The 24,671-nt window shown below is 67.9% G+C and carries 25 protein-coding genes; 12 read left to right on the forward strand and 13 right to left on the reverse strand.

Going from position 1 to position 24,671, the window contains the following annotated elements; translation table 11 throughout:
* Positions 1 to 29 precede the first annotated feature (29 nt).
* The 12 genes from AC1DKV_RS11200 to AC1DKV_RS11255 are packed head-to-tail and all read right to left on the reverse strand — an operon-like array spanning position 30 to position 11,360.
* Complete coding sequence (locus tag AC1DKV_RS11200) at positions 30 to 479, reverse strand: PaaI family thioesterase (protein ID WP_441619691.1); 450 nt, start codon at positions 477 to 479, stop codon at positions 30 to 32.
* Positions 476 to 634: a hypothetical protein gene (locus tag AC1DKV_RS11205; RefSeq protein WP_441619693.1), complete on the reverse strand. Its 159-nt coding sequence runs from the start codon at positions 632 to 634 to the stop codon at positions 476 to 478. The genes AC1DKV_RS11200 and AC1DKV_RS11205 overlap by 4 nt, the downstream gene beginning before the upstream one ends.
* Entirely contained in the window at positions 631 to 2,328 is a 1,698-nt protein-coding gene (locus AC1DKV_RS11210; protein WP_441619695.1) for a long-chain fatty acid--CoA ligase, read from the reverse strand. The genes AC1DKV_RS11205 and AC1DKV_RS11210 overlap by 4 nt, the downstream gene beginning before the upstream one ends.
* Positions 2,329 to 2,380: 52 nt before the next feature.
* The gene (locus tag AC1DKV_RS11215; protein ID WP_441619697.1) at positions 2,381 to 3,613 is read right to left on the reverse strand and encodes an acyl-CoA dehydrogenase family protein; all 1,233 of its coding nucleotides are present in this window, start codon (positions 3,611 to 3,613) and stop codon (positions 2,381 to 2,383) included.
* A gap of 10 nt (positions 3,614 to 3,623) precedes the next feature.
* Positions 3,624 to 4,538 (reverse strand): SDR family oxidoreductase, encoded by a 915-nt coding sequence (locus AC1DKV_RS11220; RefSeq protein ID WP_441619699.1) that lies wholly within the window; start codon positions 4,536 to 4,538, stop codon positions 3,624 to 3,626.
* Positions 4,539 to 4,592: 54 nt separating this feature from the next.
* Entirely contained in the window at positions 4,593 to 5,747 is a 1,155-nt protein-coding gene (locus tag AC1DKV_RS11225) for an acyl-CoA dehydrogenase family protein (RefSeq protein ID WP_441619701.1), read from the reverse strand.
* Positions 5,748 to 5,767: 20 nt separating this feature from the next.
* Complete coding sequence (locus AC1DKV_RS11230) at positions 5,768 to 6,571, reverse strand: enoyl-CoA hydratase/isomerase family protein (RefSeq protein WP_441619703.1); 804 nt, start codon at positions 6,569 to 6,571, stop codon at positions 5,768 to 5,770.
* A gap of 11 nt (positions 6,572 to 6,582) precedes the next feature.
* Positions 6,583 to 7,329: an SDR family oxidoreductase gene (locus AC1DKV_RS11235; RefSeq protein ID WP_441643432.1), complete on the reverse strand. Its 747-nt coding sequence runs from the start codon at positions 7,327 to 7,329 to the stop codon at positions 6,583 to 6,585.
* Between the two features lie 14 nt (positions 7,330 to 7,343).
* Positions 7,344 to 8,492: a thiolase family protein gene (locus tag AC1DKV_RS11240; protein ID WP_441619707.1), complete on the reverse strand. Its 1,149-nt coding sequence runs from the start codon at positions 8,490 to 8,492 to the stop codon at positions 7,344 to 7,346.
* Positions 8,489 to 8,896, reverse strand: coding sequence for a Zn-ribbon domain-containing OB-fold protein (locus AC1DKV_RS11245; RefSeq protein ID WP_441619709.1), 408 nt, complete (start codon positions 8,894 to 8,896; stop codon positions 8,489 to 8,491). The genes AC1DKV_RS11240 and AC1DKV_RS11245 overlap by 4 nt, the downstream gene beginning before the upstream one ends.
* 41 nt (positions 8,897 to 8,937) lie before the next feature.
* Positions 8,938 to 10,146 carry an acetyl-CoA C-acetyltransferase gene (locus AC1DKV_RS11250; protein ID WP_441619711.1) on the reverse strand — a complete coding sequence of 403 codons (1,209 nt, stop codon included), beginning with the start codon at positions 10,144 to 10,146 and terminating at the stop codon, positions 8,938 to 8,940.
* A 35-nt stretch (positions 10,147 to 10,181) separates the two neighbouring features.
* A complete protein-coding gene (locus AC1DKV_RS11255) occupies positions 10,182 to 11,360 on the reverse strand; it encodes a CaiB/BaiF CoA transferase family protein (protein WP_441619713.1) in 1,179 nt (392 codons plus the stop codon).
* A gap of 268 nt (positions 11,361 to 11,628) precedes the next feature.
* Here AC1DKV_RS11255 and AC1DKV_RS11260 point away from each other — a divergent pair, with 268 nt between their 5' ends.
* The 9 genes from AC1DKV_RS11260 (at position 11,629) to AC1DKV_RS11300 (ending at position 17,717) form a co-directional block, all read left to right on the forward strand.
* Positions 11,629 to 12,438, forward strand: coding sequence for a Bug family tripartite tricarboxylate transporter substrate binding protein (locus tag AC1DKV_RS11260; protein WP_441619715.1), 810 nt, complete (start codon positions 11,629 to 11,631; stop codon positions 12,436 to 12,438).
* A complete protein-coding gene (locus AC1DKV_RS11265) occupies positions 12,423 to 12,605 on the forward strand; it encodes a hypothetical protein (protein WP_441619717.1) in 183 nt (60 codons plus the stop codon). Before AC1DKV_RS11260 ends, AC1DKV_RS11265 begins: the two co-directional genes overlap by 16 nt.
* 122 nt (positions 12,606 to 12,727) lie before the next feature.
* Positions 12,728 to 13,255 (forward strand): enoyl-CoA hydratase/isomerase family protein, encoded by a 528-nt coding sequence (locus tag AC1DKV_RS11270; protein WP_441619719.1) that lies wholly within the window; start codon positions 12,728 to 12,730, stop codon positions 13,253 to 13,255.
* Positions 13,249 to 13,581: an enoyl-CoA hydratase/isomerase family protein gene (locus tag AC1DKV_RS11275; protein WP_441619721.1), complete on the forward strand. Its 333-nt coding sequence runs from the start codon at positions 13,249 to 13,251 to the stop codon at positions 13,579 to 13,581. The genes AC1DKV_RS11270 and AC1DKV_RS11275 overlap by 7 nt, the downstream gene beginning before the upstream one ends.
* A gap of 10 nt (positions 13,582 to 13,591) precedes the next feature.
* Positions 13,592 to 14,731, forward strand: a complete 1,140-nt coding sequence (locus AC1DKV_RS11280; protein WP_441619723.1) for an acyl-CoA dehydrogenase family protein — start codon at positions 13,592 to 13,594, stop codon at positions 14,729 to 14,731.
* A gap of 39 nt (positions 14,732 to 14,770) precedes the next feature.
* A complete protein-coding gene (locus AC1DKV_RS11285) occupies positions 14,771 to 15,958 on the forward strand; it encodes a lipid-transfer protein (protein WP_441619725.1) in 1,188 nt (395 codons plus the stop codon).
* A 34-nt stretch (positions 15,959 to 15,992) separates the two neighbouring features.
* Positions 15,993 to 16,433: a MaoC family dehydratase N-terminal domain-containing protein gene (locus tag AC1DKV_RS11290; protein ID WP_441619727.1), complete on the forward strand. Its 441-nt coding sequence runs from the start codon at positions 15,993 to 15,995 to the stop codon at positions 16,431 to 16,433.
* A gap of 15 nt (positions 16,434 to 16,448) precedes the next feature.
* Complete coding sequence (locus AC1DKV_RS11295) at positions 16,449 to 16,865, forward strand: MaoC family dehydratase (protein WP_441619729.1); 417 nt, start codon at positions 16,449 to 16,451, stop codon at positions 16,863 to 16,865.
* Between the two features lie 27 nt (positions 16,866 to 16,892).
* A complete protein-coding gene (locus tag AC1DKV_RS11300) occupies positions 16,893 to 17,717 on the forward strand; it encodes an SDR family NAD(P)-dependent oxidoreductase (RefSeq protein WP_441619730.1) in 825 nt (274 codons plus the stop codon).
* A gap of 40 nt (positions 17,718 to 17,757) precedes the next feature.
* Here the strand turns inward: AC1DKV_RS11300 and AC1DKV_RS11305 are convergent, their stop codons facing one another.
* Complete coding sequence (locus AC1DKV_RS11305; protein ID WP_441619732.1) at positions 17,758 to 20,571, reverse strand: winged helix-turn-helix domain-containing protein; 2,814 nt, start codon at positions 20,569 to 20,571, stop codon at positions 17,758 to 17,760.
* Between the two features lie 247 nt (positions 20,572 to 20,818).
* Between AC1DKV_RS11305 and AC1DKV_RS11310 the strand changes: the two genes are divergently transcribed.
* From AC1DKV_RS11310 to AC1DKV_RS11320, 3 genes are all read left to right on the forward strand, one after another.
* On the forward strand, positions 20,819 to 21,517 hold the full coding sequence (locus tag AC1DKV_RS11310) for a hypothetical protein (RefSeq protein ID WP_441619734.1): 699 nt from the start codon (positions 20,819 to 20,821) through the stop codon (positions 21,515 to 21,517).
* A 79-nt stretch (positions 21,518 to 21,596) separates the two neighbouring features.
* Complete coding sequence (locus AC1DKV_RS11315; protein ID WP_441619736.1) at positions 21,597 to 22,727, forward strand: porin; 1,131 nt, start codon at positions 21,597 to 21,599, stop codon at positions 22,725 to 22,727.
* A 458-nt stretch (positions 22,728 to 23,185) separates the two neighbouring features.
* Complete coding sequence (locus AC1DKV_RS11320) at positions 23,186 to 24,433, forward strand: acyl-CoA dehydrogenase family protein (protein ID WP_441619842.1); 1,248 nt, start codon at positions 23,186 to 23,188, stop codon at positions 24,431 to 24,433.
* Positions 24,434 to 24,671: the final 238 nt, after the last annotated feature.

A 24,671-nucleotide genomic window follows, 5' to 3' on the forward strand; every position in this document is an offset into this window, starting at 1 on the left:
CCTGTTGCGAATCCTGCGGCCGGAAGGTGTCAGGCGACGGCCTTGCCCGCCCTCACCTTGACGAAGAAGGCCCCGCTGGCATGCAGCACGACGCGCTCGCCCACGCGCACATCGCAATCGGCATTGATGAGCTTGCGGCCATCCTTGAGGATCCGGACGTGCGCTTGCACCCAGTCCCCTGGCTGCACCGCGCCCACATAGTCGATGCTGAGGTGCACGGTCGGCGCGGCGGCCACGGCGAGGTCGCGCCGCACCACCGCGCCCAGCGCAACGTCCGCCACCGTGGCAAGAAAGCCACCATGCGCGATGCCGATCAGGTTCAGGTGCTCCCGGCCCACGCGGAAGCCCACGACGGGCTGGTCCGTGTGCATGTAGAACTGGCCGCAGGTATGGAGGAATCCGGCGGACGTGATCAGCGGCTCGAACCCGGCCGGAACGTCTTCCTGTGCGCCCTCCAGGGCCATGGAAGCGGATGTCATCGGAGCTTCCCTCCGTTCCGTGCCCACGCCGGCGGCACCGCGGGCCGGCCAAGGATCGTGTCGGCCGCCGTCTCCCCGCTCATCATCGAAGGCGCATCGGTATTGCCACCGGTCACGATGTCGTCGAATTGCGTCTCGGTCTCCATGGCGCTCATTTGCGCAGTTCCGCTTCTTGCAGCGTGCGCCATGCCAGCTTGCCGGTGGCGGTGCGGGGGATGGCCGGCACGATCTCGACGATGCGCGGCGCCTTGTACGTCGCCATATGCTCGCGGCACCAGGCCAGCAGGCTTTCGACCGTGGTGGTTTCCTGTCCGGCCTTGAGCACGATCACCGCTTTCACGGTCTCGCCGCGATGGCTGTCGCGGGCCGAGATCACGCAGGTTTCCTGGATGGCGGGGTGGCGATAGAGCATGGCCTCGACCTCTGCCGGCCAGACCTTGTAGCCGGCGGCGTTGATCATGCGTTTGAGTCGGTCGCGCATGAAGTAGTAGCCGTCCTCGTCCATGCTGGCGAGGTCGCCGGTACGGAAGAAGCGCTTGCCGTCGAGTTCGATGAAGGACTCGGCGTTGGCCTTGGGGCTGTTCCAGTAGCCATGCATGATCTGCGCACCGTGGACGACGATCTCGCCTACTTCGCCTTGCGGCACCGGCTGCAGGGTCTCCGGATCGATCACGTAGGCCTCCACCCCATAGGTGGGCACGCCGAGGCAGGACGGCTTGGGCCGGTGCATCGGGTTGGCGAACAGGAACGAAGCGGTCTCCGTCAGGCCGTAGCCTTCCAGGTACTGCAGGCCATAGCGCTCGCGCATCAGCGCGGCGGTATTCTCGGGCATGGCGGCGCCACCGCCCCCGACCACGCAGAGGCTGCTCAGGTCGCGCTTCTCGATGCCGGGCTGGCTGAAGAAATCCACCAGCATCGGCGGCAGCGCACCCCAGAACGTCACGCGGTGGCGTTCGATCAGATCGGCGGCAGTGCGAGCGTCCCAGCGCGGCAGCAGCACGATGGTGCCGCCCATGAAGATCGGGCCGTTGATGCCGTTCTGCAGACCAAGCAGGTGAAACATCGGCGCGACGGCCAGGTAGCATGCCTCGGTGCTCGTCTTGCGCCAGATCTGCGAGGCCGACACCGAACTCATCACCGTACGGTGGTCGTGCGTGCAGGCCTTCGGCGCGCCCGTGGTGCCCGACGTATAGGGCAGCATGCAGAGGTCGCTCTGCTTGCCCGTGTAGGGACGCGGCAGATGGCCTTCGGCCAGCGCCGGCAGCCAGCCCGTGGCGCCGGGCGGCAGGTTGCCGGCGGTGCTGCGCACGCGGACCCAGTCGGGAATGGCCAGGCCGGCGTCGTCATCGCCAAGCGCGTCGCCATAGGCGTGCACGATCACATGGCGCAGCGGCGTCTCGCCAAGCAGCGGGAGCAGTTGCGGCGCAATCTCCTGCGCGGAGAAGCAGGCCACCGCGCCGCTGTCGGTCGCGATATGCCGCAGTTCGTCTTCCAGCAGCATGGCGTTGACCGGCACCACGACCGCCTGCGCGCGCAGGATGGCAAAGTACGCGGCGATGAACTGCGGGCAGTTCTGGCTGAACAGCATCACGCGGTCCCCCGGCTGGATGCCGCAGGCTTGCTGCAGGTACCCCGCCATGCCTTCCACCTCGCGCAGCAGCGCGCCATAGGTGTGGGCGGCCCCGTAGAACTGGATCGCGGTCTTGCGCGGATAACGCCGGGCGGCGAACTCCAGGTTCTCGAAGACGGTGGTATCAGGGGTGTGGATGCGCACGGGCAGGCCGGCCTTCGCGTACCTGCGGTCGAGGTCGAGCGGGCCGGTCGGGCGTTCGATGATAGGGGAATGCATCACCAGGTCTCCTCCTGTATTTATGTGCGGATTTTGCGTACCGCCTATGCGTTCAGATTGCCGTATCGCCGCCGAGCAGTTGGCGGGCGATGGTACGGCGCTGGATTTCCGATGTGCCGTCCGGAATGCGCAGCGTGCGCGCGTGGCGGTAGCCCGCCTCCAGCCGCAGTTCGTTGGTCAGGCCCATGGCGCCGTGGATCTGGATGGCGCGGTCGAATACGCGCCCCACCATCTCCGTGGACGAGGCCTTGACCATCGACACCTCCTTGGTGGCCGGCTGGCCCTGGTCCACCAGCCAGGCGCAGTGGCGGATCATCGACTTTGTGGCATAGATGTCCATCGCGCATTCGGCGAGCATGAACTGCACGGCCTGATGCCCGCTGATCGGTGTGCCGAAGGTCTTGCGCACCTTAGCGTACTCCAGCGCCTGCGCCAGCGCCCACTGGGCGAGGCCCAGGCCGGAGGCTGCCATGCTCAGGCGGCCGGCGTTCACGCCATCGAGGGCCACCGACAGGCCCTGGTCGATGGGGCCGAGCCGGTGCGAATCCGGCACGCGCACGTTCTCCAGCGAGACAATGGCGATATCGCCGCCCAGGTGGCCCATGGTCGGGATCACGCTGGGCACCGAGAAGCCCGGCGTGCCGGTCGGCAGGAAGAAGCCGGTGATGCCGCCCTTATGGGCACGCGCCTTCGCCTCGTCGGTCACCGCGAAGACCATCGCGTAGTCGGCGTAGGGGGCGTTGGTGATCCACTGCTTGGTGCCGTTGAGCACCCAATGGTCGCCATCCCGCTCGGCGCGGGTGCGCATGCCGAACACGTCGGAGCCGGCATCCGGCTCGCTCAGCCCGAAGCACATGGTCTTCTCGCCGCTTGCCAGCTCGTCGCGCACCGACGCCAGCACGGCCGGGTCCAGGTGGCGCAGCACCGGTGACAACCCGTTGGTGAAAGGCGACGGCAGCACCACCGTCTGCACTAGCGGACGATCCGGGCCGCAGTGTGCATTGAGGCGCTCCTGCACATAGGCCGCCGCCTGCGCGCCCAGCCCGCCGCCACCGAGCGACTCAGGCGCGAGCGCGGTATAGAAGCCTGTTTCGGCCGAGCGCAGCCGCACGCGGCGGCGCAGCGCCAGCACTTCCGGGCTGAAGCGCCCGTCTTCCGTGTACAAGGTGCGCTCGCTGGACAGCAGCGCGCGATGTTCCTGTTCGAGAGGAACCACCTCGCGGTCGATGAACTTCAGCAGCGCATCGCCGAAGTCCACCCATTCGCCGGGAACCGTGAATTCCATTGTCGGCTCCTCAGACCGGATCCCAGGCGAACACGGCGCCCGAGACTTCCACCGGGAAGAACGACGGCGCCATCGCCGGCAGCAGGTGCGACGCCAGCGTCTGCGGCGTCCAGCCTTCGCTGCGCTGCATGGCGCGCACGGGGCGCGGCTGGCTCATCAGGAAGATCTCGTTGCGGCGCACGGTGAAGATCTGGCCGTTGACAGCCGACGCCGCATCGCTTGCCAGGAACACGGCCAGCGGCGCAATGTCCGCCGGCGACATGGTCTTGGCCTTGGCGATGCGCTCGACCTGGTCCGGCGTCTCGGGAATGGCGCCGGCCATGCGGCTCCAGGCGAACGGCGAGATGCAGTTCGAGCGCACGTTGTAGCGCGCCATGTCCAGCGCGATGGCCTTGGACAGCCCCGCCACGCCCATCTTGGCGGCGGCGTAGTTGGCCTGGCCGATGTTGCCGATCAGGCCCGAGGTAGACGTCATGTGGACGAAATTGCCGCTCTTCTGGTTGCGGTAATGCGTGGCGGCGGCGCGGCTCATATTGAAGCAGCCGTACAGGTGCACACGCAGCACGGCGTCGAACTCGTCCGGCGTCATCTGGTGGAAGATGCGGTCGCGCAGGATGCCGGCGTTGTTGACGACGGTATCGATGCGGCCGAAGTGGTCGACGGCAGCCTCGACGATGCGCGCCGCGCTGTCGGCCTCGGCCACGCTCTCGCGGCTGATGATGGCCTCGCCACCGTCGGCGCGGATCTGGCCCGCCACTTCCTCCGCCGGGTCTTCCTGGCTCGCGTCGCCGGTCACCGTCACGCCCACGTCGTTGACCACGACCTTCGCGCCGTTGCGGCCCATTGCCAGCGCGATCTCGCGCCCGATGCCACGGCCCGCGCCGGTGACGATCACGACCTTGCCTTCCATCATCTTGTCGTTCATGGTGTTTCCCTCTGTCTCTCTGTGTGCTGCAGGTATTGGGTAGAAATCGCTGGATCAGCGGAACGCCGCCGTCCCGGTCAGCTCGCGGCCCTGGATCAGCGCGAGAATGCCGTTCATGCCATCGGGCACCTGGAAGACGCGCGCATCGCGCCACATCTGCTCCAGCCCCAGTTCCTCGCTGATGCCCATCGCGCCGTGCAGCTGGATCGCCAGGTGGATGGCCCGCTCGCATGCCTGCGTGGCATAGCGCTTGGCCATGGCCGAGGTGCCGTTCGCGCGCAGGCCGCGGTCGATGCAGTCGAGTGCGTAGTAGCAGAGCAGGCGCGACGACACGATGGCCGTCTCGATATCGGCCAGGTCCTGCTGCACCAGCTGGTGGGCCGCCAGCGGCTTGCCGAACTGCTGGCGCGACTTCGTGTAGTCCAGCGCCAGGTCGAGCGCCTTCTGCGCCAGATGCACGCACATCAGGCCGATGAGCGGACGGTTGCCATTCCAGGCCATCGTCAGCGTCTTTGCCGCGTCCCCCGGCTCGCCCATCACGTGGCTCAGTGGCACGCGGGTGCGCTCGAACACCAGCTCGCTCAGGTGACCCTGGCGCAGGCCGGTGATGGCCGTCTCGCGGACCTCGAAATCGACCTCGCTGCGGTCGACCAGTGCGCGGCGCGTGACGGGGCGGCCCTTCTCGTCCGTGCCGGTGGTGCAGGACACGTTCACCACGTCGCAGATCGAGGCATTGGTGATCCACATCTTGCGGCCGGTCAGGTAAGCGTCGTCGCCGTCGACTTCCAGCTTGGTGCGGATGGCGCCGGAGTCCGACCCGGCATTGGCCTCGGTATTGGCCGTGCAGGCGATCTTGCGGCCCGCGATCAGGTCGGGCAGGTAGCGCTCGCGGATAGGGTCCGGGCAGCCGAGATGGATGCGCAGGATGGTGCCCTCATGCGAGGCCAGCGACAGCGCCACCACCGGCGGCAGCTGCTCGAAGATCATGCCGTAGTCGAGCATCTTCAGCCCGCCGCCGCCGGCTTCGGCCGGCACGCGCGGGGCCGTGATGCCCAGCTCCGCGAAGGCGGCGAAGATCTCCAGCATGGCCGCCTTGGGCAGCGGCTGGTTGGCCGGATGACTGCGCAGTACCGGGTCGATGCGGGTCTGCACCATGCGCCGGGCGGCGGCCACCATCATTTCCTGCTCTTCGGTCAAGTTGAAATTCATGAATGCTGTCTCCGTATTGCTCAGGCGCCGCGGTATGCCGGCGGCCGCTTCTCGGCAAAGGCCGTGCGGCCCTCGATGCGGTCGGCGCTGTCGCGCAGCAGCCCCCATTGCAGGTTGGCCTGCGCGACGAACTCGCGCGGCGCCAGGTGCGAGGTCTGCACCGCGAGCTGCTTGACGGCCTGGACGGCGAGCGGACCGTTGGCCGCAATGCGCGTGGCCAGCGCCATCGCAAGTTCCATCAGGCCGGAGGCCGCCACCACGTCGCTGACCAGGCCGATGCGCAGCGCCTCGTCGGCGCCGATGCGCTCGCCGGTCATCGCCATCTTCATCGCATGGGCGGCGGGCACCGCGCGCAACAGGTACTGCATGCCACCCACCGCGGGCACGCTGGCCACCTTGACTTCGGGCAGGCCGAAGCTGGCCGACGCGGCGGCGATGCGCAGGTCGCACTGCAGCGCCAGTTCCAGCCCGCCGCCGAGGCAGTAGCCGTTGATGGCGGCAATCATCGGCTTCCAGATCTGCAGGTCGGTGAGATCGAGCAGGCGGGTGTAGCCGCCCTGCTGCGCCTCGCCGGCGCGGCTCTTGAAGGCGCCGGCGGCAAATCCGGTGGACGGCGGCAGCGTCGCCTTCAGGTTGGCCCCTGTGCAGAAGGCCCGGTCCCCCGCGCCGGTGATGACGATGGCGCGCACGTTGTCGTCGTCCTGGCATTGCGCCAGCCGCTCGCGCAGCGCTACTAGTTCTTCGACGGTCAGGGCGTTGAGCGACTCGGGCGCGTCCAGTGTCAGCACCGCCACGTGACCCGTCTGCTGGTAGTGAATAGTCATCTGCCTCTCCCTCAGACGCTCGGGCTCGACAGCGAGCGGCCGCCGCAGACGTACAGCGTCTGCCCGGTGATGTATGACGCCGCGCGGCCGGCGAACATCAGCACCGCCTGGGCGATGTCCTCCGGCTTGCCAATGCGGCCCACCGGTACGCTCGACTTCAGGCGCTCGGCCTGCTCGTCGGTCAGCGTGGCGAACAGCGGCGTCTCGATGATGCCCGGCGCAACGGCGTTGGCGGTGATGCCGTGGCGCGCCAGCTCAATGGCGAGCGAGCGGGTCAGGCTCACCACGCCGCCCTTGGCGGCCGAATAGTTGGCCTGGCCGAAGCCGCCCAGCCATGCCCGCGACGAGATATTGACGATGCGGCCATAGCCCTGCTCGATCATGCCGGGCACCACGGCGCGCGCGCACAGGAACTGCGACTTCAGGTTAACGTCGATGACGAAGTCCCAGTCCTCCTCCGTCATCTTGACAAAACGCTTGTCGCGCGTGATGCCGGCGTTGTTCACGAGGATGTCGGGCGTCTTCCAGCGCGCCTTGATCTGGGCGACGGCCGCCTGCACCTCGGCGTCCGAGGTCACATCCACGCGCAGCACCATCAGGCGCTCGGCATGGTGGCCGAGCTCGGCCCCCAGGCCTTCGAGGGCTTTGCCGTTCAGGTCGAACACGGCGACGGCGTGGCCCGCTTCGAGCAGGGCCCGCGTGATGCCGAGGCCGATGCCCTGTGCGCCGCCGGTAACGACGGCAATCTGCTTGTCCATGAAATCTCCTTCAATCAGTGGCCGAGGATGTGCACCGCCGACGCGGCGTGGTCCACGCCGGCGATGCCGCCGCCCGTGCACTGCGTCAGCGCCAGCGACGCGCCCGGTATCTGCCTTTCCCCGGCACGCCCTTCCAGTTGCCAGACGGCCTCGACCATCTGCGCCACGCCCGTGGCGCCCAGCGGGTGCCCCTTGGCGAGCAGGCCGCCGCTCGGGTTGACCGGTACCCGGCCGCCGAGCGTGGTGGCGCCCGACTTCAGCAGTTCGTGCGCCTCGCCGCGCTCGCACAGGCCAAGCGCGCTGTAGTAGATGAGTTCGGCAATGGTGAAGGCGTCGTGCAGCTCCACCATGTCGATGTCGGCAGGCTTGACGCCGGCCTCCTGGTACGCCAGCCGCGCCGTGCGCGCGGTGATTTCGGCGGCGAGGATGTCCTCGGTGCCGATTTCCTGCCGGCCGGACTGCACCGCCGAGGCGAGCACGCGCACCGGCTTGCTGCGCGTGGCCGGCTTGCGGGTGGTCAGCACCAGCGCCGCCGCACCATCCACCGCCGACGGGCAGCATTGCAGCAGCGTGAGCGGATCGAAGACCATGCGCGAATCCATCACCTCGTCCACGCTGACACCGGTGCGGGTCTGCGCATACGGATTGAGGCCGCCGTGGCGGCGGTTCTTCACCGCGACCTCGGCCAGCACGTCCGGCTTCACGCCGAACTCGTGCAGGTAGCGCGCCGCACGCATGGCGTAGACCGACGGCAGCGTCATGCCGGCACGGGCGTACAGCGACGTCATGTAGTCGTTGCGTTGCAGCGGCAGCGCGCCGCCGCCGAGCGCGGTCAGTTGCTCCACGCCGAACACCACCACGGTGTCATAGCGGCCGGCTTCCAGCGCGTGGCAGGCCAGGTGGACGCCGGTGGCGCCGCTGGCACAGGCGTTCTCGACGTTGTAGATGGCCGGCCCGGTCACGCCGAGGTCGCGCAGCAGCACCTGCCCCAGCACCATGCCGCCGAAGACGTTGGCGGCGTAGAAGGCCTGCACTTCCGCCATGTCGACGTCGGCGTCGGCCACGGCGCCGAGCACGGCGCTTTGCGCCAGGTCTTGCATCGAGCCGTCGTGACGGCCGAACGGGGTCATGGCGACGCCCGCAACGTAGATCGGTTTGTTCATCGGCTCCCCTCCGTGCTCACCGGTTCGAATGCATAGACGGGACCCTCGGCGGTATGCACCAGGCATGTCCGCAAGGTGTCCCCGATCGCAGGCCGGCGGCCGTTCGGGTACACCAGCCGACCGAAGATGCGCACACCTTCCGGATAGTCGGCCAGGCCCAGTGGCATCGGCGGCAGGCCGGTCTTGGGCGACGGGTGCATCACGGTGTAGCTGTACAGCGTCGGCGTGCCGTGCAGCGCGACCAGCTCGGTGTCACTGGCCTGCGGCGACGTCAACGGCAGCGGTGGGAAGTGCAGCGTGTCGCCGCCATTGCGACGATAGGCCAGCAGCACCAGCCGCCCGTCCTGCTCCTGCCAGGGCTGCTCGGACGCGCCGCGCGGCGCGTTGCCTTCAGCGTGGGTCATGTTTTCCTCCTTGAATGCGTGAATCACTTGCAGCGCGCCGCTCAGACGCGCTCGAACACCGCCGCCAGGCCCTGCCCGCCGCCGATGCACATGGTTTCCAGGCCGTAGCGCGCGCCGCGCCGGCGCATCTCGTGCAGCATCGTGGCGAGGATGCGCACGCCGGTGGCGCCAATGGGATGGCCCAGCGAGATGCCGGAGCCGTTGACGTTGATGCGCCCATCCGCCTCAACGTCCTTGATGCCCCAGGCGCGCAGCACGCTGAGGACCTGCACCGCGAAGGCTTCGTTGACCTCGATCAGATCGAGGTCCGACAGCGTCATGCCGATGCGCGGCAGCAGGCGCGCCACGGCCGGCACGGGTCCGATGCCCATGCGCAGCGGGTCGCAGCCCGCCCCGGCCCAGCCGACCAGCCGCCCCATCGGCTCGAGCCGGTGGGCCTTCAGGTAGTCCTCGGACACCACCAGGCAGGCGGACGCGGCGTCGCTCTGCTGGCAGGCGTTGCCGGCCGTCACCGTGCCGTCGCGCAGCAGCGCGGGCAGCTTGGCCATCAATTCCAGGCTGGCATCCTCGCGAATGCCTTCGTCGCGGCGGAACAGGATCGGGGCGCCCTTGCGCTGCGGCACCGGCACGGGCACCACCTCCTCCTCGAAGCGGCCAGCGTTCCACGCCTCGGTGGCAAGCTGGTGGCTGCGCGCGGCATAGCGATCGCTCTCCGCGCGGGCGATGCCGTAGTCGCGGGCCAGGTTCTCGGCCGTCTCGGCGGCGCCGCCGGCCATCACGCCATAGCGGCTTACCGGCTGCGAGTTGACGCGGCCACGGTCAAGGCGGTCGTGGATGGCCGCGTCGCCCATTCGCGCGCCCCAGCGCATGCTGGTGCTGTAGTACTCGATATTGCTCATGCTCTCGACGCCAGCGACGAGCACCGCACCGGACACGCCGCTCTGCACCTGCATCGCCGCGTTGATCACGGCCTGCAGCCCCGAGCCGCAGCGGCGGTCCACCGCGTAGCCCGAGACGCTTTCCGGCAGCCCGGCGAGCGAGGCAGCGTAGCGGCCGATGCACGGCGCCTCGCTGGACTGGTACGACTGCGCGACGATGACTTCGTCGATGGAATCCTCCGGCGCGCCGGAGCGTTGCAGGACGGCACGCAGCACGTGGGCCGCGAGATCCGCCGCGGAGAGCGGCGCGAGCGCGCCGCCGAACTTGCCGACCGGCGTGCGCAAGGGAGAGACGATGTAAGCGTGGCTCATGGCAGGAAATTCAGATTGCGTTGGAAGGAATGCGCTCAGGCCGCCTGTCGTTCGGCGTCGGCCGGGGCGAAGCCCAGCCCAAGGCCGGACATGCGATCGATGGCGTCAGTGGCGAAGCCCCATGCCTGCAGCGCCTGCAGGCCGTGCTCGCCACGGGCCGGGGCGCTGCGGCGGATTGCCGACGGCGTGTGCGAGAAGCGCGGCGCGGGGGCGGGCTGCGTGACGCCGTCGACCTCGACGAAGCTGCCGCGGGCGACGTTCTGCGGGTGCCGCGGCGCCTCGGAGAACTTCAGCACCGGGGCCACGCAGGCGTCGCTGCCGTCGAACACGGCGCACCATTCGTCGCGTGTGCGGGACAGGAATGCCATCCTGAAGTGCTGGCGCAGCACCGGCCAGTTGCCACGGTTGTTCCGGTCGGGCAGGTTCGCGCCGGCAAGGCCGAGCTTTTCCACCAGTTCCTGGTAGAAGCGTTCCTCCACCGCGCCCACGGCCATGTAGTGGCCATCGCGCGTGGCGTAGCTGTCGTACCAGGGGGTGCCGCCGTCGAGCAGGTTGCTGCCGCGCTGCTCGCGCCAGTGGCCCGAGGCGAGCAGGCCCCACACCACGGCGCCAAGCTGCGCGGCGCCTTCCGTCATGGCGGCGTCCACCACCTGGCCCGTGCCGGTGCGTTGCGCATGAATCAGCGCGCCCAGCACGCCCATGGCCAGCAGCATGCCGCCACCGCCGTAGTCACCCACCAGATTGAGCGGGGGCACCGGCGCATCGTCGCCGCGACCGATGCCCGACAGCACGCCCGACAGCGCGATGTAGTTGAGATCGTGGCCGGCGCTGGCGGCGAGCGGGCCGGTCTGGCCCCAGCCGGTGATGCGGCCGTACACCAGCCGCGGATTGCGCGACAGCGCCTGCGCCGGGCCGAGGCCAAGCCGCTCCATCGTGCCGGGGCGAAAACCCTCGATCACCACGTCGGCCTTCTCCATCAGGGCGAGCGCAGCCTCCACCGCCTCCGGGCGCTTCAGGTCGAGCGTCACCGAGCTGCGGCCGCGCGCCACCACGTTGATGCGCTGGCCCTCGATCTTCGGACCCAGGTCCGCCGCAGCCACCGGCCGGTCCACGCGGATCACGTCCGCGCCCATGTCCGCCAGCAGCATCGCCGCGAACGGCCCGGGGCCGATGCCCTCGAATTCCAGTACGCGAATACCTGAAAGAACGCCCATCACTTCCCCCCTCTTCCTTCTCTTGGATCACTCAGCGAATGCCGCAGCGGACTGCAGCCTTGGAGGCAAGTAGACCAGCCGGCGTGGGGGCTCCGCCCACCGACGTTGGGGGGGGATTTCCGCCCGCGCGCCGCGCCGGTGCCGGGCACACCCCCCATCGCCGGTGGGCTGCACGGCCCCGCCGCGCCCGACCATCCCGCTTCACCGCATACGCCGCGAATCAGGCGCGCCAGCCGGCTCCGCCAGGGCGACAGACAGGAGACATCACATGAGAGGGACCGACTTTTCCAGGGCAGTCACGCTGATTGCGGCGGCGCTTGCGCTCGGCGCGCCGCCCGTGGCCGCGCAGGCGCAAACCTGGCCGTCCAGGCCGCTGCGCCTCGTGGTGCCCTTTCCCGCCGGCGGCCCGGCGGACGTGCTGGCGCGCTATGTCGGCCAGAAGCTGAGCCAGGACCTGCACCAGCCGTTGGTGGTGGAAAACGTGCCGGGCATGGGTGGCTCGATCGGCATGCAGAAGGTGGCGCACGCCAGCGCCGACGGCTACACACTGGGCTTCGCCACGGTTGGCGCGCTGACCGTGAATCCGGCCATCTATCCGAATGTGGGCTACAACGCACGCCGCGACTTCACGCCGGTAGCGCAGGTCGGCGAGTACGAGAACGTGCTCGTTACCGGGGCAAACCAGCCTTACCGGAGCCTGAAGGACCTGCTCGCGGCGGCGCGCACGCGGCCCGGCCAGGTGACCTACGGGTCGGCCGGCAATGGCTCGTCGAACCATTTGTCGGGCGCGCTGCTCGCCAGCCAGTCGGGCGTGAAGCTCAACCACATCCCATACAAGGGCAGCGCCGCGGCCCTGACCGACGTGATGGCGGGCAACGTGGATTTCATGTTCGACGTGCCCGTCACGTCGCTGCCGCAGCTCCGTTCCGGCAAGGTGCGCGCCCTGGCGACCACCGGCGCGCAGCGTTCGCCCGACTTCCCCGGCGTGCCGACCGTGGCGGAAAGCGTCCCCGGCTACGTGGTGATGGGCTGGGCCGCGCGCCCGCCGCACTCCGCGCCGACGTGGCCGCACGCCTGACCGGCTCGCTGAAGGCCATCGTCACCGCCCCGGACAGCCGCGAGCACTTCCGCACGCAAGGGTTCATGCCGGCATACCTGCCGCCCGACCGGCTGGGTGAACGCATCGGCGCCGATCTTGCCCGCTGGGAAACCGTGGTGAAGACGGTGGGTGCGGGCGTCGACTGATCCGGCCTGCCCCCCCCCAACGCCGGTGGGCTGGCACCCCTTGCCATTCCCCAATATCGAATGCATCCCGGGAGCCCGCGCAGCGCGACTCCCGACGACTCGCCAAACCAGGACAAGACACCATGGCTGCAGATTTGATCCGCCTGCGCGACGCGCAGCTCCTCATCGAGGACGGCGTTGCCGAGTTCTCGCACCAGCGCCCCGCCGCCCGTAACGCGCTGTCCCTCGACCTGCGCGCGGACTACGCCGACATGATTGCGCGCATCGAGGGCGACCGCAGCGTGCGTGCCCTGATCCTGACCGGCTCCGGCGGCAGCTTCTGCGCCGGCGGCGACCTCAAGTCGCTTCAGGAAGTCCGCGCCAGCACCGACGCGGAGGCTCGCTCACCCGACGCGATGCGCCGCCGCGTGCAGTCCGCCCACCAGTGGATGCAGCGCCTGCGCAACCTGGAGATTCCCGTCATCGCGGCCGTGGACGGCGCTGCTGCCGGTGCCGGCTTCTCGCTGGCGCTCGCGGCGGACTTCATGCTGGCGTCGTCGCGCGCGTTCTTCTGCATGTCGTTCGCCAAGGTGGGACTGGTGCCGGACCTCGGCGCGTTCTACCTGCTGCCGCGCGCGGTCGGCATGTCGGTGGCGAAGGAACTGTGCTGACCGCGCGCCGCGTGAATGCCATGGAGGCGAAGCAGCTTGGCATCGTGCATGCCATCCATTCGCCGGATGACCTCTCGCAGCAGGCGTGGGAGTTCGCCCGCCGTTTCCTCGCCGGCCCGCGCGAGGCCATGGGCCTGAGCAAGCGGCTGCTTAACCAGAGCTTCGAGTCGCAATACGCCCCGCTGGCGGACCTGGAGTGCAGCGCACAGGCGATCGCCGCCGCCGCCCCCTATCACGCCGCCGCCGTCGACGCCTTCCTGGCCGGCGAGCCACCCCGCTTTGACTGGGACCGCCAGCCGGCCCCCATCCATACCGAACCCAAGTAAGGAGACTGCTTTGCAACCGATCCGTACCATCTATCGCGAAGACCATGAGATGTTCCGCACCACGGCCCGCCGCTTCTTTGAGCGCGAGTGCGCGCCGAAGCAGGCCGAGTGGGACAAGGCCGGCAAGGTCGACCGCGAGACCTGGCTGAAGGCCGGCCGCGAGGGCCTGCTCTGCGTGACCCTGCCTACCGAGTATGGCGGCGGTGGCGGCGATTACGGTCACTCGGCCGTGATGGTCGAGGAATATCAACGCTGCGGCCTCTCCGGCCTCAGCATCGGCATGCACTCGGACATCATCGCCCCGTACATCGCCCGCATCGGCAACGAAGAACAGAAGCAGAAGTGGCTCCCGGGCGCCTGCTCCGGCGAGACCATCCTGGCCATCGCCATGACCGAACCGGGCACCGGCAGCGACCTCAAGGCCGTGCGCACCACCGCCGTGCGTGACGGCGACGAGTACGTGATCAACGGCAGCAAGACCTTCATCAGCAACGGCCTGACCGCCAACCTCGTCGTCGTGGTCTGCAAGACCGACCCCACCGCCGGGGCCAAGGGCATCAGCCTGATCGTGGTCGAGACCAACCGTGCCGGCTTTCGCCGTGGCCGCAAGCTGGAGAAGGTGGGCCAGCATGCGCAGGATACCGCCGAACTCTTCTTCGACAACGTCCGCGTCCCGGTCTCCAACCGGCTCGGCGAGGAAGGCAAGGGCTTCGCGTATCTGATGAGAGAGCTGCCTCAGGAGCGCTTCTCCATCGCCGTCGGCGCAGCGGCGCGGCTCGAAGCCGTGCTGGAGCACACGCTTGCCTACGTGAAGGACCGCCGCGCCTTCGGCCAGACCGTGTGGGACTTCCAGAACACGCGCTTCAAGCTCGCTGACATCCAGGCGCAGGCCATCGCCGTACGCCTGATGGTGGACCACTACCTCGGCGAGCACATGCGCCGCAGCCTGACGCTGGAAGAGTCCGCCGTGGCCAAGCTGTATGCCACCGAGACGCTCGGCAAGTGCCTGGACGAGATGCTGCAACTGCATGGCGGCTACGGCTACATGATGGAGTACCCGGTCGGCCGCGCCTTCGTCGACTCGCGCGTGAACCGCATCTACGGCGGCACCAGCGAAGTCATGCGCGAGCTGATCTCGCGCAAGCTCTGATTCCAACAATCCCGCATTCCAGAAGCAAGGAGAAGTCCCATGACACGCAATGTGTTTGTCGCCGGCGTCGGCATGATCCCGTTCGCCAAGCCCGGCATGAGCGCCCACTATGACGAGATGGGTGCGCAGGCCATCGTCCAGGCGCTGGAAGACGCCGGCCTGTCCTACGCCGACGTGCAGCAGGCCTACGCCGGCTATGTGTACGGCGATTCGACCTGCGGCCAGGCCGCGCTGTATCGCGTGGGCCTGAGCGGCGTGCCGGTGGTCAACGTCAACAACAACTGTGCCACCGGCTCGTCGGCGCTGTTCCTCGCCCGCCAGGCCGTGCAGAGCGGCACCGTGGACTGCGCCATCGCGGTCGGCTTCGAGGAAATGCAGCCGGGCGCGCTGGCCAGCCACTGGGGTGACCGTCCGCGCGCCATGAGCCGCACCCTGGAAATCGTCGAGCGGATCCAGCCGGACTGCGATCTGCCAGGCGCCATCCGCATGTTCGCGGGGGCTGGTCTCGCCCATATGGAGAAGTACGGCACCAAGCTCGAAACCTTCGCCAAAATCCGCGCCAAGGCCAGCCGTCACGCCGCCAACAATCCCCTGGCGATCTTCCGCAAGGTGGTCTCGCCCGAGGAAGTGCTGGCCGCACCGGCCGTGTGGGAAGGCGTGCTGACGCGCCTGATGGCCTGCCCGCCCACCTGTGGCGCGGCGGCCGCCATCGTGGTGTCGCAGGAATTTGCCCGCAAGCGCGGCCTGCGCACGGATGTGGTCATCGCCGGCCAGGCCCTGACCACCGACCGGCCGGATGCGTTCGAATCGCCCACCATGATCGACCTGGTCGGCGTTGGCATGACGAAGTCCGCCTCGCAATCGGTGTACGAGCAGGCCGGCATCGGCCCGGAAGACATCGACGTGATCGAGCTGCATGACTGCTTCGCACAGAACGAACTGATCACCTACGAAGGGCTTGGCCTGTGCAAGGACGGCGAAGGCGAGAAGCTGGTCGAGGACGGCGACAACACCTATGGCGGTCGCTGGGTGGTCAATCCGTCGGGCGGCCTGCTGTCGAAGGGGCACCCACTCGGCGCGACCGGGCTGGCGCAGTGCTACGAGCTGGTCCACCAGCTGCGCGGCACGGCCGGCGACCGCCAGGTGCCAGACGCCAAGGTCGCGCTGCAGCACAACCTCGGCCTGGGCGGCGCCTGCGTGGTCACCGCGTTCAAGAAGGTGGCCTGACCCCTGCGCTCACGGACATCAAGGAGACATCGAGATGCTGGACAAATCGCATATCGGCAAGGTCTTGCCGAGCTTCCACGCCACCGCCGAGGCGGGGCAACTGCGCTTCTTCGCCAAGGCCATCGGCGAGACGAACCCGATCTACACGGACGAATCCGCCGCACGCGACGCCGGGCACCCGACCCTGCCGCTGCCGCCGACCTTTCTGTTCTCGCTGGAATTCACCCAGCCGACCACCGCCTGGCGCCAGGAAGTGGGCATCGAGCCGTCGCGCGTCCTGCACGGCGAGCAATCGTTCCACTACCACCGCACGGCCTATGCGGGCGACACGCTGCGCTTCGAGAGCCGCATCGGCGACATCTATGACAAGAAAGGCGGCGCGCTGTCCTTCCTCGTGCGCGAGACGCGCGTCACCAACCAGAACGGCGACCACATCGCCGACCTCCGCAGCGTACTAGTGCACCGCAACGGCTGACAAGGAGACCAGCTCATGAGCAAGACCGACCTCGCCGCCGTCAAGGCCGGCGACACCCTCCCCCCGCTGGCGCTGGCCCCGGTCAACCGCACCATGCTGGCGTTGTTCGCCGGCGCATCGGGCGATCACAACGCCATCCACATCGACCTCGATTACGCCCGCAAGGCCGGCATGACCGATGTGTTCGCGCACGGCATGCTGTCGATGGCCTGGCTCGGCCGGCTGCTGACGCAGTGGGTCGACCAGCGCCAGATCCGCGACTTCAGCGTGCGCTTCACCGGTATCACGCACCTCGGCCACCAGATCACCTGCACCGGCCGCGTGGTGGAGACCTTCGAAGCCGAAGGCGAGCGCCGCGCGCGCCTCGAGATCCAGACCACGAACCAGTATGGCGAGGCGAAGGTCCTCGGCGATGCGGTCGTCGCGCTGTGAAACCCAAATACTGAACAAGGAAATATCGTGGGAAAGCTTGATGGAAAGGTCGCCCTCGTCACCGGCTCCGGCCGTGGCATCGGACAGGCCATCGCACTGAAACTGGCGAGCGAAGGCGCACGCCTCGTCGTCAACGACCTCGATGCCGATCCGGCGCACGAGACGGTCGAGATGCTGCGCAAGAACGGCGCCGAAGCCGTGGCCTGCGTAGGCAGCGTGGCGGCGCCGGATTTCGCCGAGCGCTATATCGGCACCGCGATCAGGACGTTCGGCGGCATCGACATTATCGTCAACAACGCCGGCTACACCTGGGATGACGTGGTCCAGCGCATGACGGACGAGCAGTGGTACGCCATCCTCGACTGCCACATGACGGCGCCCTTCCGCATCCTGCGGGCCGCCTATCCGCACCTGAAGGCGCAGCACCAGGCCGATGTCGCCGCCGGGCGCGAGGTGTTCCGCAAGGTGGTGAATGTGTCGTCGACGTCTGCGCTCAACGGCAACGCCGGCCAGCTCAACTATTCGTCGGCCAAGGCCGGCGTGATCGGCATGACGCGTGCGCTGAGCCGCGAATGGGGCCGGCTGAAGGTGAACGTCAATGCCGTCGCCTTCGGCCTGATCCACACCCGGATGACCGAAGCCGACGCGAAGGCCGGCGCCACCGTCAAGATCGAAGGCCGCGACATCCGCGTGGGCATCAATCCGGAACTGATCAAGTCCCATGCGCAGCGCTGTCCGCTGGGCCGGGGCGGCACGCCGGAGGAAGCGGCGGGCTCGGTGTACCTGTTCTGCCTGCCTGAGTCGAACTACATCACGGGCCAGGTGGTGGCCGTGGCAGGCGGTCCGCAGTAAGGGAGCGCCGCCCATGCACCGGCGGCGGGCCCCTTGCCTGTCAGCCGCCGGTGTCGTCGTCCGTTCCCCAGTCCACGTCGCGCAGGCGCTCCAGCGCTTCGTCGCGACCGCTCACGCCGAGCTTGGCGTAGATATTGGTCAGGTGCCACTTGACCGTCTCCGGCGAAAGGCCGAGCGCCCGCGCGATCTTCTTGGTCGTGATCAACTCCGGCAGCATGCGCACCACATCGGTCTCGCGCTCGCTGAGCGCGGCAACGCCGACGGATGCCGCTCGCTTGCGGGCTCTTGCGTTGTCCGTGGCGGGCTTTGGCGGCAACGCCGCCTGTAGCCGCTCGACGTAGAAGGTCAGCACCGGGTCGAGCGTTTCCTGCCGCGCGATTTCGCCAACCAGATCCATCGCCGATGGCTCGGCATCCAGCAGCCTGCGCAGCAGCCCGAGGCGATGACCGAGATGCAGGGCCGATACGACGTTGGCGCGGGCAGCGGCGGAACGCCCCAGCTTCGCATCGACGACGGCACGCTGCAGCTGCAGGGCGGCGACGTTGTGCATGCGGCCGTGGGCCTCGCAGTGTGCGATCAGCGGATTGAGTATCAGCGCCGCCTGCTCCATGTCTCCGGTCGCCAGCAGCCAGCGGACCGTGGCCCCGCGCAGCGCGAAGTCGGGGCCACTGAAGCGCTCGGCCCCGCTTCGGGGGCGGCGTGCCTCGACTTCCTGCAGGCGCGCCAGGCAGGCCTTCGCCGCGTCAAGCTCTCCCAGCAGCAGGCGCCGCTGGACCTGCACCCCGAGGGCGTAGGCCAGCAAGCGGTCCAGTCCGAGGCCGCTCGCGTATTCCTCCAGGCGATCCAGGTAGGCGAAGGCTTCCAGCCGGTTGCCGGCATGCCAGTGGGCGCCCGAGAGGACGATCATCACCCGCAGCACCGAATCCGGAATTGATACACGCTCCAGCAGGTCGACGCGACTCTCCAGCAGTTCCCGCGCCGCTTCGTTCTGGTTCTGTTCGTACAGCACCTCGCCCAGCAGCGACGCCGCCATGCACGCCGGGTCGTTGCAGGACCGCCCGCGCGCCTCGGCTTCACGCAGTACAGAACGGTAGATGCGCTCGGCCTGCAGCAGTTGACCCTCGAGCGCATGGCTCAGGCCGACCATGCACTGGCCTTGCAGGGTACCCGCCGAGGTTCCCATCAGCGCTGCGCCGTCGATGGTGGGGCGCTTCGCGTCGAGCTGGATGGCGCGCGCGCGCTCATACTCCCCACGCTGCATGTAGATCCACGACAGCAGGTTATTGCAGGCCGCGAGGGTGATGCCGTCGGTCGCGGGCGGCGGCGCCAGCAATTGCGGAAGCAGCGCCATCGCGCCTTCCACATCGTCGCGCTGGACGGCGAGCACGGCCCGCAGGGCCACGAGCGTGAAGCGATCCGCCATGGCCTGGGCGGGAAGATCGCGCTGGAGCGCCTCGATGCCAGCCGCGCAGGCCGCGAAATCGCGGTGGTAAAGGTGCTGGCGCGCCATCCACATGCGCAGTGGCACGCTTGCCTGCACCTGCTCGGGCGGAAGGAGCCGCACCAGGGCGACAAGCTTTGCCAGTTCCCCGCGCGCAAACAGCGAATGCGCACAGCGCTCGGCCAGTTCGGCCGCGCGCGCGGGCTCGCCAGCCTTGAGCGCATGCTGCACGGCCTCGTCGAGGTGTCCGCGGCCCAGGAACCATTGCCACGCCCGCGCATGGATGGCGTGGCGCGTCCCCGTGCTCCAGCTCTGGAAGCGGACCAGCAGCGTCTCGCGCAGCAAGGGATGGAGCCGGTACCAGGTCTCGGCACCGTCCTGCTCGGTCGAGACGATGAACAGGTTGTCGTTCTCCAGCCGCTCCAGCAGGGCCCCTTCTTCCCCGCCCTTCCCTTCGGCATCACGTCCGGTCAGCGTTGCGCATAGCGAGGCGCAGAAGCGGTCGCAGGCGGCGGCTGGCGTCAGCAGTTCCAGTTCGCCCGGCGTCATCCGCGACAACACCTCGCGCTCGAAGTAGGCGGCGAACGTCTGCGAGTCGCGCACGTACTCCCGGATCGTCACATCAAGATCATCGGCGGACAAGGCGGAGCGCTTCTTCTTCAGCGCGACACTCAATAGCTGCAGGCCGGCGACCCAGCCATCGGTCTGCGCGTGCAACCGCCGGGCGGCGGCCGGCTCAATATCGCCGAGTTGCACCCGGAGGAAGCGCTCGGCTTCCTCCGGCGAGAAACGCAGGTCCGCAAGGCCGAACTCCAGCGTCTGGCCGGCCGCGCGCAAACGTTCGAGCGACACGGGCAGCGCCGAGCGCGATGCAAAAGCGAGGTGCAGGTTCGAAGGCGCATAGTCCAGCAACCATTGCAGGGCTTCCCAGATCCGGCTGTCGGTGATGTGGTGCAGGTCGTCAAGCACGATCACCAGTTCGCGGCGGTAGCGGGCGATGCCTCGCACCAGTGCGATCACCGTGCGCTCGATGGCTTCCTGGTCCGTACCGACGCCTTCGAGCAGCATGGCGTCGCGCGTGATCGCCGGGTCGACAATCGCAACACTGGACAGCAGGTAGTCCACCCACGTGGACGGCTCATTGTCGTCGGCATCCAGCGACAGCCACGTGACGTGATAGCCCAGCGGAGTCAAGGCCTGCCCCCATGCCACCAGCGTCGTCGTCTTGCCGTAGCCGGCCGGGCTCTGCAGCAGGAAGCAGCGACGGCGGCGCTCCGCCATCAGGCGCGCCAGCAAGGGCTCGTGCGGCACGGTCTTGCGGCCAATGTGCGGAGGCACCAGCTTGCTGGCGATAACTGGCCTGAGCGTCGCCCTTGGCGATGGCGGCCCGGGCTTCGCGGGAGTCTCTGGCATGCTCGATTGATGCCCCGGATGGGAGGTCGGGGAAGGATGCTTGTGTACGCTGGATTCTACAGCGTGGATCGGGTTCATCCAACACGGGCGGCACTGCCCGTCGCGCGCCCCCCCGAAGGCGGTTGGAACGCAGGCCCACGCAGCCGGTAAGGTCACCGGCAAGGTCATGGACCGATGACGACGGCGCCCGGCTTCGCGAGGCGCTGCCCCGACACGCGCCGTGCGGCGCACATGCCAGCAGATTCCAATGCAGTTGCTCCTCCGCGCGCACACGTCCGTGCGCACCACCATCCGTAACCTCGCGTTCCCATCCACGGCGATCATCTCCGCCGATGCGGGCACGATCCGCTGCAGCCACGGCGCCCGGAGCCGGCTGCTGCGGCCGACCCAGCGCCTGACGCTGCGGCCCTTCACGCCGATCGCGATCGAACTGGGCCATGAGGGCGCCGCCTGCATCGATGTCGCGATGGACGCTCTTGCCCACCCCGGGCCAGGGTCGTCCGCATCCCGACCGCTGACGCGCTGGCTAGCCAGCCTGGTCCTCACCGAACCACTCGAAGACTGGAACCTGGACTGGTTTGCCGGCATTGCCGGCATTTCAAAGGCATCCCTGTCACGACGTCTGTTCGCCGAAGGCTCCAGCTTCCGCGAAGCCGTCCGCGCGCACCGCCTCCTCCGCCTGCTGCTCGACCTCCCTGGCCTGGGGCGGCCCTCCCATGCCATGGTCACCCGCTATGGCTTCTCCGATCGCTGCCAACTCGAGGACGCGGTCTTCGAACAGTTCGGCCTGACCCTGCGTCAGCTCGAACGTCTTGTTGCGCATGAAACCGGATCGCCAGCGGCCGTAAAAACCCTCCCCCCCGATTTCGGTGGCATGCGCCCCCCCGCTGTCGCGCTCCAATGCGAAGAGCCGCCTGATTTAGCGCCGGCGCCGTGCCAGCGATGAAGAGTGCGGTCACATGACTTCCGGCGGGTCGGAGGAGAGCCGGAAGCGCAATAAACAAATTGGACGGAGACCATCTGCAATGAAAAGAACGGCCATTTCCCTGGCGGCTGCCGCGGCGCTGCTTAGCGGCCACGCTGCAGCGCAAACGAGTGTCACGCTGTACGGCGTCATTGACGCCCCGATCGAATATGTCAACCGGGTGGCTGCCGGGCCGCAGCAACAGGGCGGCAGCCGCCTTTCGATGCCAACCAACGGCGGCCTCTCGGGCTCTCGCTGGGGCATGCGCGGCACCGAGGATCTTGGCGGCGGCATGCAGGCGCTGTTCGTGCTGGAAAGCGGCTTCGGCATCGACACCGGCATTGCCGCACAGAGCCGCGCGTTCAACCGCCAGGCCTATGTGGGCATCGGCAGCCAGTATGGCAAGGTAACCTTCGGCCGCCAGTACACGAGCATGTTCGAGGGCGCAGTCAACTTCAGCCCGACCCGCTTCGCGACCCTCTACGAACCCGACGTCTTCATGGCCGGCCTGAACTACCGCGAAGACAATGTGGTGAAGTACACCAACGCGTGGGGCCCGGTCAGCATGGCGGCACACTATTCGTTCGGCGTCGGCGCACCGGCGATCGGCCTCACGCCCATCGCGCTGCCCACCGAAACGCCGGGCCACGCCAGCGACAACGCCGGCTACGGCGCGTCGGTGACGTATCTCGACGGCACGCTGGGCCTCACGGCCTTCTATGACCAGTGGAACCCTGCGCTCGTGTCCGGGCAAGCGGGACGCAGCCGCAAGGCGGGCGCGGCCGCCAGCTACGCTACCGGCGCGCTGAAGGTGATGGCCGGATACCGATGGGCGAAGATGGACTTCGGCAATGGCGCCACCTTCCTGCGTGACGACTACTACTGGATCGGCGCGAACTACCAGGCTACGACAGCCCTCGGCTTCACGCTTGGCTACGCTTACGCCGACGTCAAGACGGTGACGCCGACGGCGACGGCACTCCCCACGAATCCGGCCAATCCATGGCAGGTCAACTTCATCGCCGACTACGCCCTGTCAAAGCGTACCGACGTCTACCTGACTACGGCCTACTCGCACAATGCCGGCCTGAACTTCGACGGCACCCAGGATAGCTTCGCCACTGGCTACTTCCAGACGCCCGGGCAGAAAGGCATGTTCGGCGTCGCCGTCGGCGTCCGCCACGTCTTCTGACCTGAATCATCGGTATCTCCAGCCCTGTCGCCGCCCACTCGCGACAGTGCATTGCGCCCCGGCATCGACCGGGGATTTTTTTGACACGACCGCGCTCGCCATCCTCTCGCGTGGCCAGCACAAAGGACGGGCCGGATAGCGCTGTACCGCGGTTCCATGCTGGCCAACACCAGCGCAATAACTCGCCGACAACACTTTGGCGATCGGGGAAGACCCGGCTGCGAAACCGCGCAGTATGGTTCGCTCCGATTTCGCCGCAGAATGATTCTGTCAGGACCAAGGCAGACCGTTGACCTGCCGCGCGGCCAGTCCCGCGGAGGATCTCGACGCGAGGGCCCCTGACAACTTCTGTCAGACGCATGCGCGGGCGCCAGCGTTGCCTTCGTGGCGGCCTGATACTACGAATCGATAGACGTCCTGCCACGTCCTGCCACGTCCTGCCGTCACAAGGAGCCGCCATGCCGATTGATTTCACGCCCACCGCCGAGCAATGCGACCTCAGGCGATCCGCCAGGCGCTTTGCGCAGCAGGTCCTGTCCGAGGTGGCGCCGGCCACGCACCACCTGCACACACCCGAGGCGCGATTCTCCGCAACCAGGCCTATGTATGCGCAGTTGATCGAGGCGGGCTTCCTGCGGCGCATCATTCCCAAGCCATTCGGTGGCGAAGGGGCCGGCATGCTGGACATGGCAATCGTTGCCGAGGAGTTCTACGCGGTGGATGTCAACGTGCCGCTCACCATGTTTGCCACACTGCTCGGCCTGTTCCCGCTGGTGCTAGCCGGCACGCCTGAACAACACGAGCGCTATTTCGCGCCATTCCTCGCACGGAAAGGCGCCCCGCTGGCCGCACTTGCGAACTCCGAACCCGGCGGCAGCGCCAATTTCTCCTCTCCCGCCCCCGGCGCGGGCGTGCGCACGACGGCGCGCATGGAAGGCGACGAGTGGGTCATCAACGGCACCAAGAAGTGGGTATCGTCGGCGACGGGCTGGGATAACAAGGGCGCGGACCTGCTGTGCGTGGTATGCCGGACGGATCCACAAGCCGATCCTGACCATGCAATCAGCATCCTGGCGGTGGCGAAACCGGGAGAGGGCATCGTGCCCGACGGCTGCACCGAGTCCATGGGACACCGGGCGCACTATACGCCGCAGTTCCGCCTGGACAATGTCCGCGTGCCGAAGGACAGCGTGATCGGCACCGTCGGTGGTGGCAAGGACCTGGTCGAGGCAAGCTTCTCCGGCACGGCAGCGTTGGTCGGGATCATGTCAGTCGGGGTAATGCGGGGAGCGTTTGACTTTGCCTTGCACTTTGCGAGGACAGAGAAGCGAGCGGGAGTTGCCAACATCATCGAGCACCAGGCGGTCGGCTATGCGCTGGCAGATGCAAAGATGGCCATCGAGGCGTGCCGTGCGCTGAGCTTGCGCGCCTGCAGCGCGATAGACGCAGGCGCTCCCGGCGCGCTTGAACTCGCGTTGCACGCCAAGGTCTTCTGCTCGGAAATGGCAGTCCGCGTGATCACCGACCTGATGCGGGTCGTGGGCATCGACAGCTATGACCATGCCCTTCCCCTGGCTGGCATGTTGCAGGATGCGCTGGCCTTCCCGTTGTTCGATGGCGGCAATATGGGCGTGCGGCGCCGCCAGTTGCACGACTTGATGCGCTCACCGGACTACGATTCGCTGTCCGCATCGGGAAGCCGGTAACAGGCAAGATGACGGCCCGGCATTGCCGCAGGGTAGCCCGGAACAAGCCGAAGGAGTGCGGATAACGACATATTGTTCCGATAACCGAGGGACGCCAACCAGGTTAGCGTCGGATTCTCCATGCGGTTGCGCCACCATTCTTCGCCCGCTGTGGCGGTCGCACGGTTTTTTCCGACTATGCTAATTGCTGGTATCAACCGATTTCCAGAAAGCCCGGTTTGCACACTCCCTCGAGATA

The sequence above is a fragment of the Cupriavidus sp. 05T41 genome, assembly GCF_056396525.1.

What these genes read in the sequence shown, in the direction of transcription:
- AC1DKV_RS11200 (WP_441619691.1), bottom strand. Translation starts at nt 479, where the DNA reads ATGACATCCGCTTCCATGGCCCTGGAGGGCGCACAGGAAGACGTTCCG.
- AC1DKV_RS11205 (WP_441619693.1), bottom strand. Translation starts at nt 634, where the DNA reads ATGAGCGCCATGGAGACCGAGACGCAATTCGACGACATCGTGACCGGT.
- AC1DKV_RS11210 (WP_441619695.1), bottom strand. Translation starts at nt 2,328, where the DNA reads ATGCATTCCCCTATCATCGAACGCCCGACCGGCCCGCTCGACCTCGAC.
- AC1DKV_RS11215 (WP_441619697.1), bottom strand. Translation starts at nt 3,613, where the DNA reads ATGGAATTCACGGTTCCCGGCGAATGGGTGGACTTCGGCGATGCGCTG.
- AC1DKV_RS11220 (WP_441619699.1), bottom strand. Translation starts at nt 4,538, where the DNA reads ATGAACGACAAGATGATGGAAGGCAAGGTCGTGATCGTCACCGGCGCG.
- AC1DKV_RS11225 (WP_441619701.1), bottom strand. Translation starts at nt 5,747, where the DNA reads ATGAATTTCAACTTGACCGAAGAGCAGGAAATGATGGTGGCCGCCGCC.
- AC1DKV_RS11230 (WP_441619703.1), bottom strand. Translation starts at nt 6,571, where the DNA reads ATGACTATTCACTACCAGCAGACGGGTCACGTGGCGGTGCTGACACTG.
- AC1DKV_RS11235 (WP_441643432.1), bottom strand. Translation starts at nt 7,329, where the DNA reads ATGGACAAGCAGATTGCCGTCGTTACCGGCGGCGCACAGGGCATCGGC.
- AC1DKV_RS11240 (WP_441619707.1), bottom strand. Translation starts at nt 8,492, where the DNA reads ATGAACAAACCGATCTACGTTGCGGGCGTCGCCATGACCCCGTTCGGC.
- AC1DKV_RS11245 (WP_441619709.1), bottom strand. Translation starts at nt 8,896, where the DNA reads ATGACCCACGCTGAAGGCAACGCGCCGCGCGGCGCGTCCGAGCAGCCC.
- AC1DKV_RS11250 (WP_441619711.1), bottom strand. Translation starts at nt 10,146, where the DNA reads ATGAGCCACGCTTACATCGTCTCTCCCTTGCGCACGCCGGTCGGCAAG.
- AC1DKV_RS11255 (WP_441619713.1), bottom strand. Translation starts at nt 11,360, where the DNA reads ATGGGCGTTCTTTCAGGTATTCGCGTACTGGAATTCGAGGGCATCGGC.
- AC1DKV_RS11260 (WP_441619715.1), top strand. Translation starts at nt 11,629, where the DNA reads ATGAGAGGGACCGACTTTTCCAGGGCAGTCACGCTGATTGCGGCGGCG.
- AC1DKV_RS11270 (WP_441619719.1), top strand. Translation starts at nt 12,728, where the DNA reads ATGGCTGCAGATTTGATCCGCCTGCGCGACGCGCAGCTCCTCATCGAG.
- AC1DKV_RS11285 (WP_441619725.1), top strand. Translation starts at nt 14,771, where the DNA reads ATGACACGCAATGTGTTTGTCGCCGGCGTCGGCATGATCCCGTTCGCC.
- AC1DKV_RS11290 (WP_441619727.1), top strand. Translation starts at nt 15,993, where the DNA reads ATGCTGGACAAATCGCATATCGGCAAGGTCTTGCCGAGCTTCCACGCC.
- AC1DKV_RS11295 (WP_441619729.1), top strand. Translation starts at nt 16,449, where the DNA reads ATGAGCAAGACCGACCTCGCCGCCGTCAAGGCCGGCGACACCCTCCCC.
- AC1DKV_RS11305 (WP_441619732.1), bottom strand. Translation starts at nt 20,571, where the DNA reads ATGCCAGAGACTCCCGCGAAGCCCGGGCCGCCATCGCCAAGGGCGACG.
- AC1DKV_RS11310 (WP_441619734.1), top strand. Translation starts at nt 20,819, where the DNA reads ATGCAGTTGCTCCTCCGCGCGCACACGTCCGTGCGCACCACCATCCGT.
- AC1DKV_RS11315 (WP_441619736.1), top strand. Translation starts at nt 21,597, where the DNA reads ATGAAAAGAACGGCCATTTCCCTGGCGGCTGCCGCGGCGCTGCTTAGC.
- AC1DKV_RS11320 (WP_441619842.1), top strand. Translation starts at nt 23,186, where the DNA reads ATGCCGATTGATTTCACGCCCACCGCCGAGCAATGCGACCTCAGGCGA.